General features: G+C 71.6%; 14 protein-coding genes. 6 read left to right on the top strand and 8 right to left on the bottom strand.

The window, feature by feature from the left end:
• Nucleotides 1–91 precede the first annotated feature (91 nt).
• Both ABZ887_RS38475 and ABZ887_RS38470 read right to left on the bottom strand, forming a co-directional pair.
• Nucleotides 92–1,468, bottom strand: a complete 1,377-nt coding sequence (locus ABZ887_RS38475) for a cytochrome P450 (RefSeq protein ID WP_361300487.1) — start codon at nucleotides 1,466–1,468, stop codon at nucleotides 92–94.
• A 5-nt stretch (nucleotides 1,469–1,473) separates the two neighbouring features.
• Complete coding sequence (locus ABZ887_RS38470) at nucleotides 1,474–2,553, bottom strand: hypothetical protein (protein ID WP_361300484.1); 1,080 nt, start codon at nucleotides 2,551–2,553, stop codon at nucleotides 1,474–1,476.
• Nucleotides 2,554–2,988: 435 nt separating this feature from the next.
• Here ABZ887_RS38470 and ABZ887_RS38465 point away from each other — a divergent pair, with 435 nt between their 5' ends.
• Nucleotides 2,989–3,270 carry a hypothetical protein gene (locus tag ABZ887_RS38465; RefSeq protein ID WP_361300481.1) on the top strand — a complete coding sequence of 94 codons (282 nt, stop codon included), beginning with the start codon at nucleotides 2,989–2,991 and terminating at the stop codon, nucleotides 3,268–3,270.
• On the opposite strand, the gene ABZ887_RS38460 is transcribed toward ABZ887_RS38465, so the two are convergent.
• Both ABZ887_RS38460 and ABZ887_RS38455 read right to left on the bottom strand, forming a co-directional pair.
• The gene (locus tag ABZ887_RS38460; RefSeq protein WP_361300478.1) at nucleotides 3,251–3,916 is read right to left on the bottom strand and encodes an epimerase; all 666 of its coding nucleotides are present in this window, start codon (nucleotides 3,914–3,916) and stop codon (nucleotides 3,251–3,253) included. The two genes, ABZ887_RS38465 and ABZ887_RS38460, sit on opposite strands and share 20 nt — an antisense overlap.
• A complete protein-coding gene (locus ABZ887_RS38455; RefSeq protein WP_361300475.1) occupies nucleotides 3,913–4,665 on the bottom strand; it encodes a TetR/AcrR family transcriptional regulator in 753 nt (250 codons plus the stop codon). The genes ABZ887_RS38460 and ABZ887_RS38455 overlap by 4 nt, the downstream gene beginning before the upstream one ends.
• Between ABZ887_RS38455 and ABZ887_RS38450 the strand changes: the two genes are divergently transcribed.
• Together ABZ887_RS38450 and ABZ887_RS38445 are read left to right on the top strand one after the other, a co-directional pair.
• Entirely contained in the window at nucleotides 4,654–5,121 is a 468-nt protein-coding gene (locus ABZ887_RS38450; RefSeq protein ID WP_361300472.1) for a nuclear transport factor 2 family protein, read from the top strand. The two genes, ABZ887_RS38455 and ABZ887_RS38450, sit on opposite strands and share 12 nt — an antisense overlap.
• A 175-nt stretch (nucleotides 5,122–5,296) precedes the next feature.
• Nucleotides 5,297–6,823, top strand: a complete 1,527-nt coding sequence (locus ABZ887_RS38445) for an APC family permease (protein WP_361300469.1) — start codon at nucleotides 5,297–5,299, stop codon at nucleotides 6,821–6,823.
• Nucleotides 6,824–6,872: 49 nt separating this feature from the next.
• Here the strand turns inward: ABZ887_RS38445 and ABZ887_RS38440 are convergent, their stop codons facing one another.
• A complete protein-coding gene (locus tag ABZ887_RS38440; RefSeq protein WP_361300466.1) occupies nucleotides 6,873–7,625 on the bottom strand; it encodes a YoaK family protein in 753 nt (250 codons plus the stop codon).
• A gap of 111 nt (nucleotides 7,626–7,736) precedes the next feature.
• Complete coding sequence (locus ABZ887_RS38435; RefSeq protein WP_361300463.1) at nucleotides 7,737–8,672, bottom strand: LysR family transcriptional regulator; 936 nt, start codon at nucleotides 8,670–8,672, stop codon at nucleotides 7,737–7,739.
• Here ABZ887_RS38435 and ABZ887_RS38430 point away from each other — a divergent pair.
• Genes ABZ887_RS38430 through ABZ887_RS38420 form a run of 3 tightly spaced genes read left to right on the top strand, consistent with a single transcriptional unit; the run spans nucleotide 8,671 to nucleotide 11,261 of the window.
• The gene (locus ABZ887_RS38430; RefSeq protein WP_361300460.1) at nucleotides 8,671–9,297 is read left to right on the top strand and encodes an MFS transporter; all 627 of its coding nucleotides are present in this window, start codon (nucleotides 8,671–8,673) and stop codon (nucleotides 9,295–9,297) included. The two genes, ABZ887_RS38435 and ABZ887_RS38430, sit on opposite strands and share 2 nt — an antisense overlap.
• A 30-nt stretch (nucleotides 9,298–9,327) precedes the next feature.
• Nucleotides 9,328–10,290 (top strand): alpha/beta hydrolase, encoded by a 963-nt coding sequence (locus tag ABZ887_RS38425; RefSeq protein ID WP_361300457.1) that lies wholly within the window; start codon nucleotides 9,328–9,330, stop codon nucleotides 10,288–10,290.
• A gap of 56 nt (nucleotides 10,291–10,346) precedes the next feature.
• The gene (locus ABZ887_RS38420) at nucleotides 10,347–11,261 is read left to right on the top strand and encodes a squalene/phytoene synthase family protein (protein ID WP_361300454.1); all 915 of its coding nucleotides are present in this window, start codon (nucleotides 10,347–10,349) and stop codon (nucleotides 11,259–11,261) included.
• Nucleotides 11,262–11,273: 12 nt separating this feature from the next.
• On the opposite strand, the gene ABZ887_RS38415 is transcribed toward ABZ887_RS38420, so the two are convergent.
• Both ABZ887_RS38415 and ABZ887_RS38410 read right to left on the bottom strand, forming a co-directional pair.
• The gene (locus ABZ887_RS38415; protein ID WP_361300451.1) at nucleotides 11,274–13,190 is read right to left on the bottom strand and encodes a glycoside hydrolase family 97 catalytic domain-containing protein; all 1,917 of its coding nucleotides are present in this window, start codon (nucleotides 13,188–13,190) and stop codon (nucleotides 11,274–11,276) included.
• A gap of 25 nt (nucleotides 13,191–13,215) precedes the next feature.
• Nucleotides 13,216–15,549 carry a Tat pathway signal sequence domain protein gene (locus ABZ887_RS38410; RefSeq protein WP_361300448.1) on the bottom strand — a complete coding sequence of 778 codons (2,334 nt, stop codon included), beginning with the start codon at nucleotides 15,547–15,549 and terminating at the stop codon, nucleotides 13,216–13,218.
• Nucleotides 15,550–15,636 lie beyond the last annotated feature (87 nt).

The following is a 15,636-nucleotide window of genomic DNA, read 5'->3' as shown; positions in this document are numbered from 1 at the left end:
TAAGTCAAGGTGTGAAGAAAGGGTTTCGCGAAGGGTGGTGCCGCGTGCGGGCGACGTGGAACCCGCCGCCCGCATCCGGTTCCCGCCGTCGCTACGGTCGTCCGGCGACCCGCATCGGGAGCCGGGCGGGGCTGAGCGTGGCGCGCCGTGGTGCCGGCTCGACCGGGCCCCGGAACTCCGGGGCCAGGGTCCAGCGGGCCGCGATCGTGGCCAGCGCCAGGGTCGCCTCGGTCATCCCGAACGTGTCGCCGATGCATTTGTGGACACCGCCGCCGAACGGCACGAACGCGCCCTTCGACACGGATGCGGCCCGCTCCGGCAGCCAACGGTCCGGGTCGAACCGGTCGGGGTCGGCGAACACTCCGGGGTCGTGGTGGAGCAGGTAGGGGCTGTAGGCGAGGCCGGTGCCCGCCGGCAGCAGGTGCGGGCCCAGTGCCACCTCCGCCGTGGTGACCCGGGTGAAGATCCAGCCGGGCGGGTACATCCGCAGCGCCTCGGTGATCACCCGGCGGGTCTCCGGGAGCGAGCCGATGTCCGTCCAGTCGGCGGAGCGGCCGCCGAGCACCGAGTCCACCTCGGTCCACAGCCGTTCGGCGGCCTCGGGGTGGGCGCCGAGCAGGTACAGCGACCAGGAGAGGGCGGCGGCCGTCGTCTCGATCCCGGCCAGGAACAGGGTGATCACCTGGTCGTGGATCTCCTGCGGGCTCAGGCGCTCGCCGTCGTCGTCATCGCCGGCGGCCAGGAGCATCGACAGCAGGTCCCCGTGGTCCTCGCCGGACGCCCGGTACGCCTCGATGATCTCGTCCACGGAGGAGTGCAGCAGGCGCACGGCCCGCTCGTACCGGAGGTTGCCCGGGGTGGGCAGCCGGCCGAGTGCTCCGCTGGGTGCCATCATGCGGAGGAACAGCCCGTGCAGGTAGACGGAGAGGGCTGCCACGACCCGCGCGGCCGCCGGTCCGGCGACGTCGGCGGCGAACATGGTGCGGGCCGCCGTACGCGAGGTGATGTCGTACGCCGCGGCCGCGACGTCGATCACCGAACCCTCCTCCCACTCCCCCAGCACCGCGTCGATCATGGAGTTCATGACCTTGGCGTAGGCCTGGACCCGGGCCCGGCCGAACGCGGGCTGCATCAGCCGGCGTTGCCGCCGGTGCGTCTCGAACCGGCTGGTCAGCAGGGAGTCCCCGGTGAGTTCCCGTACCTTGTCGAACAGGGCGCCGCCCTTGTCGAAGGTGCGGCTGTCGGTGAGCACCTGGCGGGTCAGCCCGGCGTCGGTGATGACCACCATCGGCAGCGCGCCGATGTCCACCCGGACCAGTTCGCCGACCTGTTCCAGCGAGCGCAGGAAGTGCAGCGGGCGGCGGAAGAGCGGTACGGCGTGCCCGAGCACCGGCAGCCGTCCGGGTGCGACCGGCACCGGACGGAACCCGGCCGACGTCTGGTCACGTGTGTCGAGTGGCTGTGTCATGTCGATCACGCCCACCAGGAGTCGATGCAGGCCAGGGCCGGCAGGTCGGTACGGTCGGCGCCGGGGCCGGGGGTGGCGGTGACCGTCCAGCCGGGGCGGGCCGGGTCGGTCACGGCCGCGTCGTCCGGGTTGGTGGGGTCGGTGTAGCGCGGGGAGCGGCCGCTGTAGTCGAGGTAGCCGCGGATCCACTGGCCCAACCCCTGTGCGTAGCGGGCGAGTTCGGGACGGCCGGTGGCCACCGTCTCGTCCCGCAGCGCCAGGAATTTCGTCATCGCACGGTCCCGCATCGCCCCGGCGAGCGTGACGGCCTCCGCCTCCGGCAGGGCGTACTGGGCCGCCAGTACCGACACCAGGTTCTGCACCACCGGGAAGTTCCGCTCGGCGGCGCGGGCGACCTCCTTGTCGTAGGAGGTCAGGTCGTTGTCCCAGCCGATGAGGACCGAGGTCATCTCGCGCAGGGTGCGGGCCCGGCGGCCGGCCCAGTCGGCGGCGGGCACCTCGTAGCCGCAGGCGATGTCGGTGAAGACGACGCAGGGGTGGACCCCGGACTGCTTCAGCCACATGGCCACGTAGTCGTCGAGGGAGGGGATCCGCCCCTCCGCACGGTTGACGGCCTCCCAGAGCAGCCCGTCGAAGTACTCGACGTTGGCCTGCACCCAGCGTTCGGTCTGGACGTCGGTGGCCCGCTCACCGACGTCCAGCCGCAGGTCGCGCAAGGCGTGCGCCCACGGGTTGTCGGGCAGCAGCGGGGCCCGCGGGTCCTCCATGATCCTGGCCAGCCGGGCCAGCAGCGGGATGTACTCCTCGGGCGGGGTGGCACCCGGCTTCTCGTCGCTGTGCACGTCGTCGAACGACTGGAGCCACATCACCTCCTTGCCGGGGAGCACCAGCAGGTCCGGGTCGGCGTCCGGTAAGGAGCGTCCGGGGAAGGCCGGGAAGTGCGAGCGGGCGAAGTAGTCGCGCTGGGCGGGGCTTTCGAAGAGCTCGAACTTGTCGAGCCACTCCACGACCGTGCGTTCGGCGGCCGCGGCGTGGGGGGATTCCGCGGAAGGTATCGGACAGTAGAACGGCGGCACGGCAATCATGGGAATTCCACTCGCTTTCCGAGGTGGCACACCTACGATCGGCGGTGATCGACTGCGATCGGCGGTGATCGGCGGTGATCGACAAACCTCGAAAGGCTACGACGCCGTCGCCGCGGTCGCCGTGCCGGTCGGAGTCAATTGCCTTGCTGGCAGCCCGAGTTGGCACAGAAGGGCAACCGGGGCCCGACCGCACCCGGGTCGATTCGTCCAAGCCCCGTCGATCTTTGTCCATGGACGAGGCCGCCGCCGGCGGTGAGGCTCGGTCCATGGGTGGATTCGGAACGCGCCGGACGCCGAGCGGCCTGATCGTGCTGGCGCTCGGCGGGTTCGGCATCGGGCTCACCGAGTTCCTGGTCGCCGGGCTGCTGCCGCAGGTGGCGTCGGACTTCGCGGTGTCCGAGGCGACCGCGGGCCGGGTTCGCAGCCGTCCCCGGCATGATCACCAGGGTGACCGACGCCGCCCACGGAGGGGCGCTGGCAGCGAGCGCCAACGTGTCCGCGTCCAACGTCGGCAACGCCCTCGGCGCCTGGCTCGGCGGCCTGGCCATCACCGCGGGCCTCGGCTACACGGCACCGCTCTACACCGGCGCCGCGCTCGCGCTGGCCGCCCTGGCCGTCATGCTCGTGGCCGTACGCAAGGGTGCCGTACGGCAGGGCGCCCTGCGGCAGGGCAGGTCCTCGGGGCGAGAGCGAACCGTCAGGCGCCCAGTCGGTTGATGTCCTTGCTGTACAGCACCCTGCTCGCGGTCACGCCCGGGCGGGTCAGCGCCAGCATGGCGCGGCCGAGGTGCTCGGTGGTCGTGGTGTGGGCGGGGACGAGGCGGTGCAGCAGGGGGTAGCACCAGGAGGTGAGGGTGTACATGACGCGGTAGGAGCGGGTCCGGGAGACCGCTCCGTGACGGGGCTGGATGTAGCCGGGGCGGAACATGTACGCGTTCATCGGCAGGGCGAGCAGGGCGTTCTCGGTACGGCCCTTCACCCGCGCCCACATGGTGCGGCTCTGTTCGGTGCTGTCGGTGCCCTCGCCGGAGACGTAGGTGAAGGTCGGTCCGGGACTGGCGGCGAGCACCGCGTGGGCGGCGGCGAGCGTGAAGTCGTGGGTCACGCGGGTGTATTCGGCCTCGCTCATGCCTGCGGAGGAGACGCCGAGGCAGTAGAAGCAGGCGTCCAGGCCGGTCAGCCGGTCGGCGATGGCGGACAGGTCGGTGAAGTCGTCGTGGAGGATCTCGGTCAGCTTCGGGTGGGTGATGCCGAGCGGGCGGCGGCCCACCACCAGGACACTGCCGACCGTGGGGTCGAGGAGGCAGGCGCGCAGGACGCCCTGTCCGACCATGCCGGACGCACCGAACACGACGACGTTCACGAGGATCTCCGTTGCTGGGAGGGGGCCTCCGGTGCGGGACCGGACGTCCACCAGGTGGGGGCGCAGGCCACGGCCGCGTCGACCAGGTCGTCCTTGGTGACGGACGGGTCGCCGAGCCAGGCCTTGATGGCCCCGGCGAACCCGTGGGCCATGAACTGGGCGATGACCCGCCGGTCGGCGCCGCGGACGCCGGCCGGCTCGGTACGGGCCAGGAACGCCAGGGTGTACTCGCCGAAGTGCCGTACGAGTGCCTCGTAGACACCGCTGTCCGCGGGGTCGGCCAGGGAGTTGCGGTAGACGTCCGTGAACCGTTCGACGTGGTCGGCGACCCCGGCGGTGGCGAGCCGGAGCAGTTCCCGGGCGGAGTGTCCGCCCTGGGCCCGGAGCTCGTCCTCCCTGCGGTGGGCACGTTCCAGGTCGTCGAGGAGGACCTGGATGAGCGGGTCCAGCGGGGTGCTGTAGCGGTTGTAGAAGGTCGCCCGGGTGACGCCGGCCCGGTCGGCGAGCTCGGCGACGGTGATCTGGGAGACGGGACGCTCCGAGGCCAGCTCCACGACGGCCTGCTCGAAGGCGCGGACCGTTCGGGTGATGCGCGGATCGATCCGGTCGTTCAGAGCACTGCCCTCCTGGACCTCCTGCGCGAGGCCGTTGCGTGACCCTACCGGCAGTGCTTTTATACCCCCATCAAATAGACACCTGTCAAATAGATGGGTGCGGCACAGCAGGAGGAACCCCTCATGGCCGCCCACACCTCAGTCTCCCCGCAGGAGGCCGCCGACCGGCTGGCCATCCGCGAGCTGGTCGACGCCTACGCCCACTGCGCGGACCGGCGGCACGCCAAGGGCCAGATGAGTCTGTTCACGGAGGACACGCGCTTCCTGGTGTTCATGGACGCCACGGCGGCGCAGCCGACGCAGGAACTGCACGGCCGCGACTCCCTCGCCCCCGTCTTCGACAACCTCAACACGTACCGGACGACGACCCACTTCAACGGCCAGAGCACCGTCTCCCTGGACGGGGACCGCGCGACCGGGGAGAGCTACTGCCTGGCCCACCACCTCTCGGTGGCGGACGACGGCCGGCGCACCCTGATGATCGCGTCGATCCGCTACCTCGACGAGTTCGTGAAGCAGGACGGGGAGTGGCTGTTCGCCGAGCGCCGTCTGCTGGTCGACTGGACGGAGACCCGCCCCTCGACGCCCTGACCGGCACCGGAAGGCGGGGCGGGCAGCTCGGGGCGCAGCGTTTCCGGGAGATTTCCGGGGGCTATGAGTGCCCGAAACGATGGTCACGACTTGGGTCCGACCGCTTGTGTGCTTGTGCGGCGCGGCGGATCATTGGCCGAATTCCGCCCCTCACCCGAGCATGCAGGAGTTCCTGGTGACCGCTGGCCCCATCGCATCCGAGCCGGTCGACGCCCCGGCCGCTGCGCAGGAGGAACGGCAGAAGCTGCGCAAGCACTTCGGCCGTTTCGACATCCTGTTCTTCCTGCTGTGCACCATCGTCGGGGTGGACACCATCGGAGCCGTGGCGTCGTCCGGCGCCGAGGCGTTCACCTGGCTGATCGTGCTGGCCGTGGTGTTCTTCGTGCCCTCCGCGCTGCTGATCGCCGAGCTCGGAGCCGCCTTCCCCGACGAGGGCGGCCCCTACATCTGGACGAGCCGGGCCTTCGGGCGGCTGGCCGGCGCCGTCAACAACTTCCTGTACTGGATCACCAACCCGGTGTGGCTGGGCGGCACCCTCGCCGTCTCCGCCGTCACCGCGTACACCACCTTCTTCAACGACGGGAAGGACCTGAGCACCCCCGCCTTCTACGTCTTCACCCTCGTCTTCGTGTGGGTGGGCGTGCTCGCCGCGATCCTCTCCTTCGACGTCGGCAAGTGGATCCCGACCATCGGTGCCTGGAGCCGGTTCGTGCTGCTGGGCCTGTTCACCGTCACGGTCGTGGTGTACGGGATCCAGCACGGGCTGCACGGTTTCGGCATCGGCGATTTCTCGCCGACCTACGCGGGGTTCGTCGGCCTGGTGCCGGTCCTGATGTTCAACTACGTCGGTTTCGAGCTGCCCAACACGGCCGGCGACGAGATGACGAACGCGCAGAAGGACGTCCCCTACGGCATCTTCCGCAGCGCCGTCCTCTCCGTTCTCCTCTACGCGCTGCCGATCCTGGGCATCCTGCTGGTCCTGCCGGTCAAGGCGATCACCGGCCTCGGCGGCTTCGTCGACGCGATCCGGCAGGTGTTCACGGTGTACGGCGGCCACGTCGCCGCCGACGGCACGCCCACGCTCAGCGGGTTCGGCACCGTGCTCGGCGATCTGGCCGCGATCATGTTCATACTCACGGTGCTGTCCTCGGGCGTCACCTGGATCATGGGCTCGGACCGGGCCCTGGCCGTCTCCGGTTACGACGGCGCGGCGCCCCGCTTCCTCGGCGTGATCTCCAGCCGGTTCGGCACCCCGGTGCGGGTGAACATCCTCAGCGGCCTGGTCTCCACCGGCGTCCTGATCCTGGCCCACCAGCTGACCAACGGCAGCGCGGCCAAGCTCTTCGGCGCGGTCCTCGGGCTCGCCGTGTCGACGACCCTCGTCAGCTACCTGGGCATCTTCCCGGCGCTCCCGTTCCTGCGCCGCAAGTACCCGGACACGCCCCGCCCGTACCGGGCCCCGTTCCCCTGGGTCATCAGCACCGTCCTCACCCTGCTCATCCTCTTCGCCAGCGTGCAGCTGGTCGCGCCCGGCGCCGGCGACCACTGGTTCGGCGCCGACTACGCGCCGGACGGCTGGACCCACGCCGAGCGCGGGAAGTACCTGCTGACGGAGCTGGTGCCGCTCGTCGGGTTCATGCTCCTCGGTGTCCTGTTCTGGGCGCTGGGGCGGCCGACCCGGGCGGCGGCCCGCGTGAAGTAGGCACGGCGGCCGACCGGGCCCGCCGTGCGCCCCGGCGTCCGCACGCCGGTCACAGCGGGTCGGTCCAGCTCGCGTCCGAGCGGGCCAGGGTGAACGCGGTCAGCGTGCAGCCGGCGAGGAGCAGGGTGGCGAGCAGCAGCGGCAGGGACGGGTCGCTGTGGCGGACGGCGAAGGCGCCGGCGAGGGCCCCGGCGAACATCGCCAGGACCGAGAGGGCGCGGCGGCCCGTCCTGCCGCCCCGGCCGCCGGCGGCCCTGCTGTCGGCGGCGATGCCGGTGATGGTCAGGGTCAGGACGGTCGTGGTCAGGTCGGGTACGGCGAGGGCGCGGGCCGTCGCGTTCTGGATGCCCAGCGCGAGACCGAGGAGTGCGATCAGCGGGTAGCGGGCCCCGGCCGCGTCCAACGGGGCGTCGTAGCGGGCGACGACGTAGGCCGCCAGGACCAGGGCCGTCTCCAGGACGAGCGCCAGGTGCAGGACGCGGCCGCGGTGGGCCCGGCGGGCGTGGGCGATGCGGCCGCCCACCAGGGCGCCGGCCCCGAAGGCGGCGAGCGCGGCCAGCGAGGCGACCAGGGAGAAGCCGGCGGCGCCCGCGATGGCGAAGCCGGAGAAGACGACGTTGCCGGTCATGTTGGCGACGAAGACGTGGCCGAGCACCAGGTAGCTGAAGGCGTCCACGAGGCCGGTGACCACGGTGAGGGCGAGCAGTACCGGGGGCAGCGGGCCGTGCCGGTCGGCCGGGTCGGGCAGCACGGTGGCCCGGGCGTCACGCACTACGGGCCGGACCGCATCCTTGATCGACATGGTGGTCCATTCGGATCGGGAACGGGGGCGCGCCGCGTTCGGTGCGTCCCTTCAAGCCTCCGGCCGATCCGGTCCCGCTGTCCAACATATGGATTCGCATGCAGCGATCGGTCATGCAGATCGGTGGGTGGCGTGCCGGTCGAGCACGTCGAGGAAGGCGGCGCCGGCCGGTGCCAGCCGGGTGCCGTCGTAGACCACGCAGATGTCGTGCACGGCCTCGTCGTCCGTCAGGCGCAGCATGCGGGCGCCGCGGGGCAGGTCGTCGGCGGTGTCGAGGCCCAGCAGGGAGCCGGGGCCGACGACGGTGGAGCGGGGGACGACGGTGACGCCCACCCCGCGCACGGCGAGCCGGATCATGTCGTGGATCTGACCGACCTCGAAGTGCCGGCCCGCCTCGGCTCCCGCGCGGGCGAAGGCCGCCTCGACCTGCCGGCGCAGGCCGCTGCCGCGGGAGAACTGGATCAGCGGGTGGCTGTCCGGCAGTTCGGCGAGGTCGATGGCCTCGCGGTCGGCGAGGGCGTGCTCGCGGGGTACGACGGCGACCAGCGGGGCGCTGCCCAGCATGCGGCGGTCCAGTCCCTCCGGCACCTGCCCGGGGCCGAGGCCGACCACGGCGAGGTCGAGGGTGCCGGCCAGGACCTCGGCGGCCATCCGCGAGCTGGGCGCGTTCGACACGCGCAGGTCGATGCCGGGGTAGCGGGCGCGGTACTCGGCCGCCACCTCCACCATGTCGAAGGACACGGCCATCGTCTGCACCAGGCCCAGCCTCAGCCGGCCCCGGTGCAGCCCGGCCAGCGCGTCGAGGGCGGCCTGGGCGTTGTCGACGTCGGCCAGGATGCGGCGGGCCAGCGGTTCCAGCAGCTCGCCTGCGGCGGTGAGCCGTACCGACCGGCTCGTGCGGTTGAACAGCGGGGCGCCGACGTCCTTCTCCAGCCGGGCGATCTGCTGGCTCAGCGCCGACTGCGCCACATGGCAACGGGCGGCGGCCTGGGTGAAGTTGCGGGTGTCCGCGACGGCCAGGAAGTACTTCAGATGCCGCAGCTCCATGGCATCAATCTCTCCCGCCGATGCTGCGCCGTCAATCGATGCGCCCGGCAGATCCTTCCCGGGGAGTGCGCCACCCGGGCGCGCCCGGGTGGCTGCCCGTTCGGGCAAAGGCCGAGCTGGGACGGCCTCCTCGCTTGCGGCGGTTCGGTTCCGGCGCGTAAGAAAGCCGCGTAGGAAAGCCAGGAAGGCAACGCCCGGCCCGGCCGACGGCCCGGTCCTCGTCTCGATCGTCTACCGCGTCTCCCCCGACGACCGGGCGGCCTTCGCCGGGGCGATGGAGAACGTGGCCCGCTCCCGGCGCCGTACCGGGGCGCTCACCTGGGGCCTGTACGAGGACGGCAACGAGCCCGGCCGGTTCATCGAGAACTACCTCGTCGGGTCGTGGGCGGAGCATCTCGCCCAGCACCACACCCGGCAGACGGTGACCGACCAGCGCTTCGAGGAGTTGGCCCGCTCGTTCCTGCTGCCCGGCACCGCGCCCGAGGCCACGCGCGCCTTCGACGCCGCAGTCGCCGCAGTCACCGCAGTCGCCGCAGTCGCCGCGGGAAGGGGTCGCAGACCGCCCGCGCCGCCTCCGCCGGCTCCGGACGCCTCCCCCGCGTCCGGAGCCGGGCAGGACGGGTAGCCGAAGATCATTGCGCGTACGCTCGTGCACATGGTTCAGCATCGAATGGTCGACGTGAACGGGATCCGGCTGCACATCGCCGAGGAGGGTTCCGGCCCGCTCGTCGTGCTGCTGCACGGCTTCCCCGAGTCCTGGCACTCCTGGCAGCACCAGTTCGGCCCGCTGGCCGCGGCCGGCTTCCGTGTGGTCGCCCCCGACCAGCGCGGGTACGGAAGCAGCGACCATCCGGCGGACGTCGAGGCGTACAGCATCTTCCACCTGGTCGGCGATGTCGTCGGGCTGATCCGGGAGCTGGGCGAGGAGCGGGCGTTCGTCGTCGGGCACGACTGGGGCGCGCCGGTGGCCTGGCACACCGCGCTGCTCCGGCCGGACCTGGTGCGCGGCGTCGCCGGGCTGAGCGTGCCGCCGCCGTTCCGGGGGGCGAATCCTCCGCTGAAGACCATGGACGAGAGGTTCGGCGGCCGCTTCTACTGGAACTACTTCGACCGCCCGGGTGTCGCCGACGCCGAGTTCGACCGCGACCCGCGCACCACGCTGCGCAAGTTCTTCACCATGGCGTCCGGGGAGGGCGCCGGCTCCGGTGAGGTCCGGCAGCCGCTGGTCGACCCCGAGCGCGGCTGGCTCGCGGCCATGCCGGATCCCGAGACCCTGCCGCAGTGGTTCACCGAGGCGGACCTCGACGCGCTGACCGAGAGCTTCTCGCACGGCTTCACCGGCGCCCTCAACTGGTACCGCAACCTCGATCGCAACTGGGAACTGACCGCCCCCTGGCAGGGCGCGGTGGTCACCCCGCCCGCGCTGTACGTCTACGGGGACCGCGACCTGGTCCCGGCCTTCCCCGGCACGCCCGAACTCATCGAGCACCTCCCCGCCCTGATGCCGAACCTGGTGCGCGAGCCGCTCAAGCTGGCGGGCTGCGGGCACTGGACCCAGCAGGAGCGGCCGGACGAGGTGAACGCGGCGCTGCTCGACTTCCTCAAGTCCCTTTCCTGAGAGCACCGTTCAGGGCACCCGTCCGGGCCGCCCGCGGCAGCCTCTACGATCGTCCGGTGAACGCGTGGAACAAGGCCCTGACCGCGGCGGGCATCACCGACCCGGAACTGCGCCGGGACTACGGCACCCAGCGGCGGGGGGTGCGCCGGTACCGGCGCAGCGCCTACCTGGCCTGCCGGGTGCTGCTGCCGCCTGCCGTACTGCCCCATGTGGTGGCCGCGACGGCCGTGATGCACCACGGGGACGTTCTCCTGGACAGCGGCCCGAAGCCGGAGCGGGCGGTGGCCTGGGCCGCCTGGGAGCGGCGGGTGCGCACCGCGCTGGAGACCGGCACCAGTGACGATCCGCTGATCCGCACCCTGCTGCACACCGTCGCCTCCTTCCCTCGGCACCGGGAGGTCGTGGAGTCGTATCTGGCCACCGCCGCCGCCGAGTTGGCGTTCGACGGCTTCGCGACGGAGGCCGACTACCAGGCCTATGTGGACGCCTACTCGCTGCCCGCCTTCCTGCCGATCGCCGGGTTGCTGGGGCCCGAGAGCGACCCGGGCGGGCGGTTCCGGGCGGGTTGCCGCACGCTCATCGACGGCAGCCAGCGGCTGGACTTCGTCAACGACCTGGCCGAGGACCTGCGGGAGGGACACCTGGGGATCCCGGCGGAGACGCTGAAGCGCTTCTCGGTCACGGTGGAGGACCTCGAAGCGGGCCGGGCCTCCACCGGGCTGCGCTCCCTCGTGGAGCACGAGGTCGAGACGGCCCGGACCGATCTGCGGGCGGGACGGGAGGTGCTGACGCTGATGCCGGCGCCCCACCGGCCGATGGTGAGCGCCCTCGTCGAGATCGAGCTGATGACCGCCGAGGCGGTACTGGCCCGCGGTACGGGCGTGCTGCGGGGTTCGGCGTCCCCCTCCCCGGCGGGCACCCTGAAGCTGTTGCTGGGTGCCCGCCGGGCGGCGGTGCGCGCTCGACGGTAGGACGGTGCGCGCTCAGCGGTAGCAGGTGGTGACGCCGGGGTGCCAGCGGCAGGCGATCGCGGCGAAGCCGCCGTTGGCGACGACGTCGACGCTCAACTCGTCGCCGCCGCGCAGCACTTGCCGGTCCTGGACCAGACCGTCGGCACCGTCCCGGACCGTCTCCACCAGCCAGCGACCCCGGCCGATGGTCAGCGGCACGGTGGCGGTGCGGGCGGCACCGGCGTAGACCCCGCCGAGGAACCAGCGGTCCCCGCTGCGGCGGGCGAGCACGGCTTCCTGTCCGGGGCTGCCGGCCAGCAGCCGGGTGTCGCCCCAGGCGGCGGGCTCCTGGTCCATGAAGTCACGGGCGAGGGGCCGTTGGTCGTACGACTCGGGGGTACCCGCGAACATCTGGAGCCCCGACTCGTAGACGACGGTGAGTCCGACCTCGGCCGCGTCGGAGTTCGGGCGCAGCCCGACGCGCTGGAAACCGCCGGGGGTGAAGTCCATCGAACCGATCACGTTGCGGGTGAAGGGCAGGGTGGTGAGGTGGGCGGCGGTGTTGGTGCGCTTCTCCTCGCCGCCGACGGCCTCCATGGTCATCACCTGGGGCCAGGTGCGCTGGATGCCCTTGGGCACGGTGGCGCCGTGGAAGTCGACCATGAGGTGGTGCTGGGCGGTCTCCGCGAGGATGGTGTCGTACCACTGGAACATCGACTGCGCCTCGGAGTTCATGAAGTCGATCTTGACTCCCTTGACGCCCCAGCGCTCCAACGCCGGCAGCCACTGGGCGCGTTCCTCGGGGGTGTCGAGGTCGCGCTGGTGGATCCAGACGATGATCCCGACGCCCTTGGCCCTTGCGTAGTCGACGAGTTCGGGCATCCAGCTGTCGGTCTGCCAGTCGGGGTCGGTGACGTCCCACTCGTCCTTCTTGAAGTACCAGCCGGAGTCGACGGCCTCGTAGGGCCAGTGGTGCGCCGCCGCGTAGTCCACGTAGGCCTTCTGCGCGTCGAGGCTCTGCCCCGCGGTGCGGCCGCCGGCCAGCCAGGTCCACAGCACGGTGCCGGGGCGGATCCAGGAGGTGTCGGCGACCTCGGAGGCCGGGGCGAGGTCGTCGGTGAAGGTGGACCCGGTGACGGTGGCGAGGTCGCCGGTGATCATGGCCCGCCAGGGGGTGGTGAGGGGCCCGGCGGTGTGGACCTGGCTGTCGGCGAGCCTGACGCGGTACGTGCCGGTGCCCTGGGTGTGGGCGAGCCGGGCGCCCGAGTAGGTGCCGGTGAGGTCGGACTCGGCGAGCAGGGTGTAGCCGCCGTCGGTGGCGAACAGGGCCTGGTCCGAGTACTCGCCGGTCGGGGCGGTCGCGGCGGTGTACTGGTTGAACTGGCCCTCGTTGTCGACCCGGTAGGTGCTGAGCCAGGCGCCCGCGTCCGCCGGCAGGTTGAACGCGGAGCTCTCGCCGAGGACGTCGCCGTACCCGGCGGGCAGCACGTACCGGTAGGCGATGCCGTCGGCGGCGGCGCGGACGACGAGGTCGAGGCGGGCGCCCGCGGCGGTGGCGAAGGACAGCCGGGTCTCGTTCATCCGCACCCTGCGGTCCAGGCGCTTGCCGGACTTCGCCCGGTAACGCTCCTCGACCGTACGGTCCTTGCGATGCAGGAACCGTAACCCCTGGGAGAGATCGGCCTGTTGGGTGACGATGCCGACGGGTGACGGCTCGATGACCGTACGGCCGTCGCGGGAGACCGTGAGGCTGAGGGTGCCGGCGGTGTCGTCGAGGGCTATCCGGGCGCGGGGGGCGTGCGCCGCCTCGGACACGGTCCAGGCGTGCGGCGGCTGCAACTGCTGCTCGACCCGTGCGGATGCGGAAGCGGTCGCGGTCGTGAGGAGGGTGGCCGCCAGCCCGGTACAGAGCGCGGCGGCCATGGTTCTGGTGGTGAGGGGAACGGCCATGAGGAGCCTGCCTTCCGGTCGGTGGTTACGGCAGTCCCCACGCCCCGCCCGGTTCGCTGACGGCGACGGGGGCGATGACGAGGTCGGGGCGGGGGCCGGAGTGGACGAGGACCTCGCGGCCGCGGGGCAGGTCGATGGCGAGGGTGCCGTCCCCGAGGTCGTGGGTGTGGGCCGGGGTGCCGTCGTCGAGCAGGACGGTGAGGGGGCCGGTCAGGCCGTGCCGGAGTTTCAGCGGCTCGCCGGCGAGGCTGCGGATCCGGATGAACCGGGTGCTGCCCGCCTTGCGCACCGCGCTGACCAGGAAGGCGCCCTGGGTGCGGAAGTCGTGCAGGGTGAGGTCCGCCCAGGCGGTCGGGACGGCCGGGAAGACCCGGATGATCCCGCCCCAGCTCTGGCAGAACATGTCGTGCAGGGACTGCGAGGCGGACAGCGGGGTCTCGATGACCGGACCGGCCTCCGTGTAGTGGGTGTTGGCCCGGCACGGGTAGCGGGTCGTGGGGTCGAAGAACTTCCGCAGGTAGCCGATCGCGGTGTCGCCGTCGCCGGTCATCGCGTACATCGAGGCGGCCCCGGTGTAGCTGTAGCCGCGGTGGGCGCCGGTCAGCGCGTGCCAACGCACGACGGACCTCGTGATCAGGTCGCGGTTCTCGGGCTGGTCCCAGTTGACGAGGTACAGCGGGTACACCATCAGCAGGTGCGAGTAGTGGCGGTGGGACTGCGCGTACGGGGTGTCGGCGCCGATCATGAAGCCGTTGTCGTCGACCGGGTACGGGGTGAGCCGGGCCAGGATCTCCTGCCAGCGCGGCTTCAGCTCGTCGTCGATGCCGAGCAGTTCGGCGGAGTCGAGAAGGGTCTGGCAGCCCCAGCGGATCAGGGCGAGGTCGTAGTTGGTGTCCTGCGGCGGGACGACCGGGTACTCGGGCGAAAGCGTGCTCGGGAGGTGCAGTTTGCCGTCGCTGCCCGGGGTGAGGAAGTGCCAGTAGTAGGTGATCGTGCGGCGCAGCAGCGGGTAGATCGTGTCGCGGAGGAGGGACTTGTCCATGGAGTGGCGGTAGGAGAGCCACACGTTGTGCAGGGCCCAGGTGAGGTCGCCGGTCTCGGCGCCGGTTCCCGGCCGGCCCACCTCACGGTTGGCGAACATGTCGGAGCTGCGGCCGATGCCGGAGCTGTCCGAGCGGTATGCGGCGGGCACGTTGGCGGTGAGCTGTTCCTGGCTCTGGCGCAGGGTGGTGGCGAGGGAGTCCAGTTCCGGGTGGTTGAAGGCGTGGATCAGCCAGTACTCCAGTTGGACGTTGAGGTTCCACCAGACCGCCGGCCAGGGGGTGGGTTCCAGCCAGGGGCCGGGGGTCGCCATGACCGGGCCGTCGGCGCGGCTGGCGGAGGCGACCTTGTAGAGCTGGATCCAGTGGAAGCTCTGGAGACGCTGGTCGGGGAAGGAGACGAAGCTCTTGCGGTAGAAGGCGTGCCACCAGTGGGTGTGGCGTCGTCTGAGGGTGCTGTATGACATAGCACTCTGCAGACGACGCCGGGAATCGGCCTCCGCGGCGCTGTCCGAGGGGAAGCTGTGCCCGACGCTCAGCAGCAGTTCGTCGCCGGTACGGCGGTAGGAGGTGGCCGTCTGACCGCCGCCGGTCAGAGGCTGCAGGACCTGCTCGGTGCCGTCGGCCGTGGTCCGGGTGGTCCAGGGCGGGTTGGCGGTGTAGCCGGCGGGCGGCGACTCCTGGATCTTGCGGGGGCTGATCGCCTCCTCGGGGTGGAAGGTCCAGGTGACGCGCTCGCCGTCGCCGGCCGTGGCGCGGACGGCGAGGACCTCGTCGTGGATGAGGGCGGCGAGGGTGAGGGTGCCGGCGGTGGTGGTGACGGTGCCGGTGAGTTCGGCGTTCCACAGGCTGAGGCGCCAGTCGACGGCGGTGATGGTGCCGACAGGTTCGAGGGTGAGGTGCCCGACGGGCAGGCGGGCGGTGCCCCAACCGCTGCCGAACTCGGGGCGGTGGTCCTGGACCCGGCCGTGCTGGACGGTGAGGCGGATCTGGTTGGCGCCCGGTTCCTGGTAGATCATGCTGCCGAGCAGGCCGTCGCCGAGGAACGGCCCCTCGTACCAGAGCGTGGGCAGCCTGCTCCACAGCAGGTCCTGGCCGCGCAGGAAACGGTCCCAGGCGCCGTCCGTGGTCATGGTGTTGCGGAGTTTCCAGCGGCGTCGGACCGCTGACGCCGCCGGTTTCGCGCCCTCCGCGGCGGCCGGTTCCGCCGACGTCGCGTGGGCGGTTCCGGGCAGGGTCACGGCCGCCGCTCCACCGAGGGCGGTGCCGAGTACGGCTCTGCGGGGCACCGGCGAACGTTGCTCCGGGTGCGAAGTCATCATCGTCCTCCAGACCTGACGGATCATCGATACATCGGGTGTATCCGGGAACCTAGGGACCTAGCTTGCACCTGTCAACAACCTCAA

The organism is Streptomyces sp. NPDC047061 (assembly GCF_040643955.1).
GTDB lineage: Bacteria > Actinomycetota > Actinomycetes > Streptomycetales > Streptomycetaceae > Streptomyces.
The sequence above is the reverse complement of the archived record's forward strand: the minus strand, read 5'-3'. Positions and strand labels throughout refer to the sequence as shown.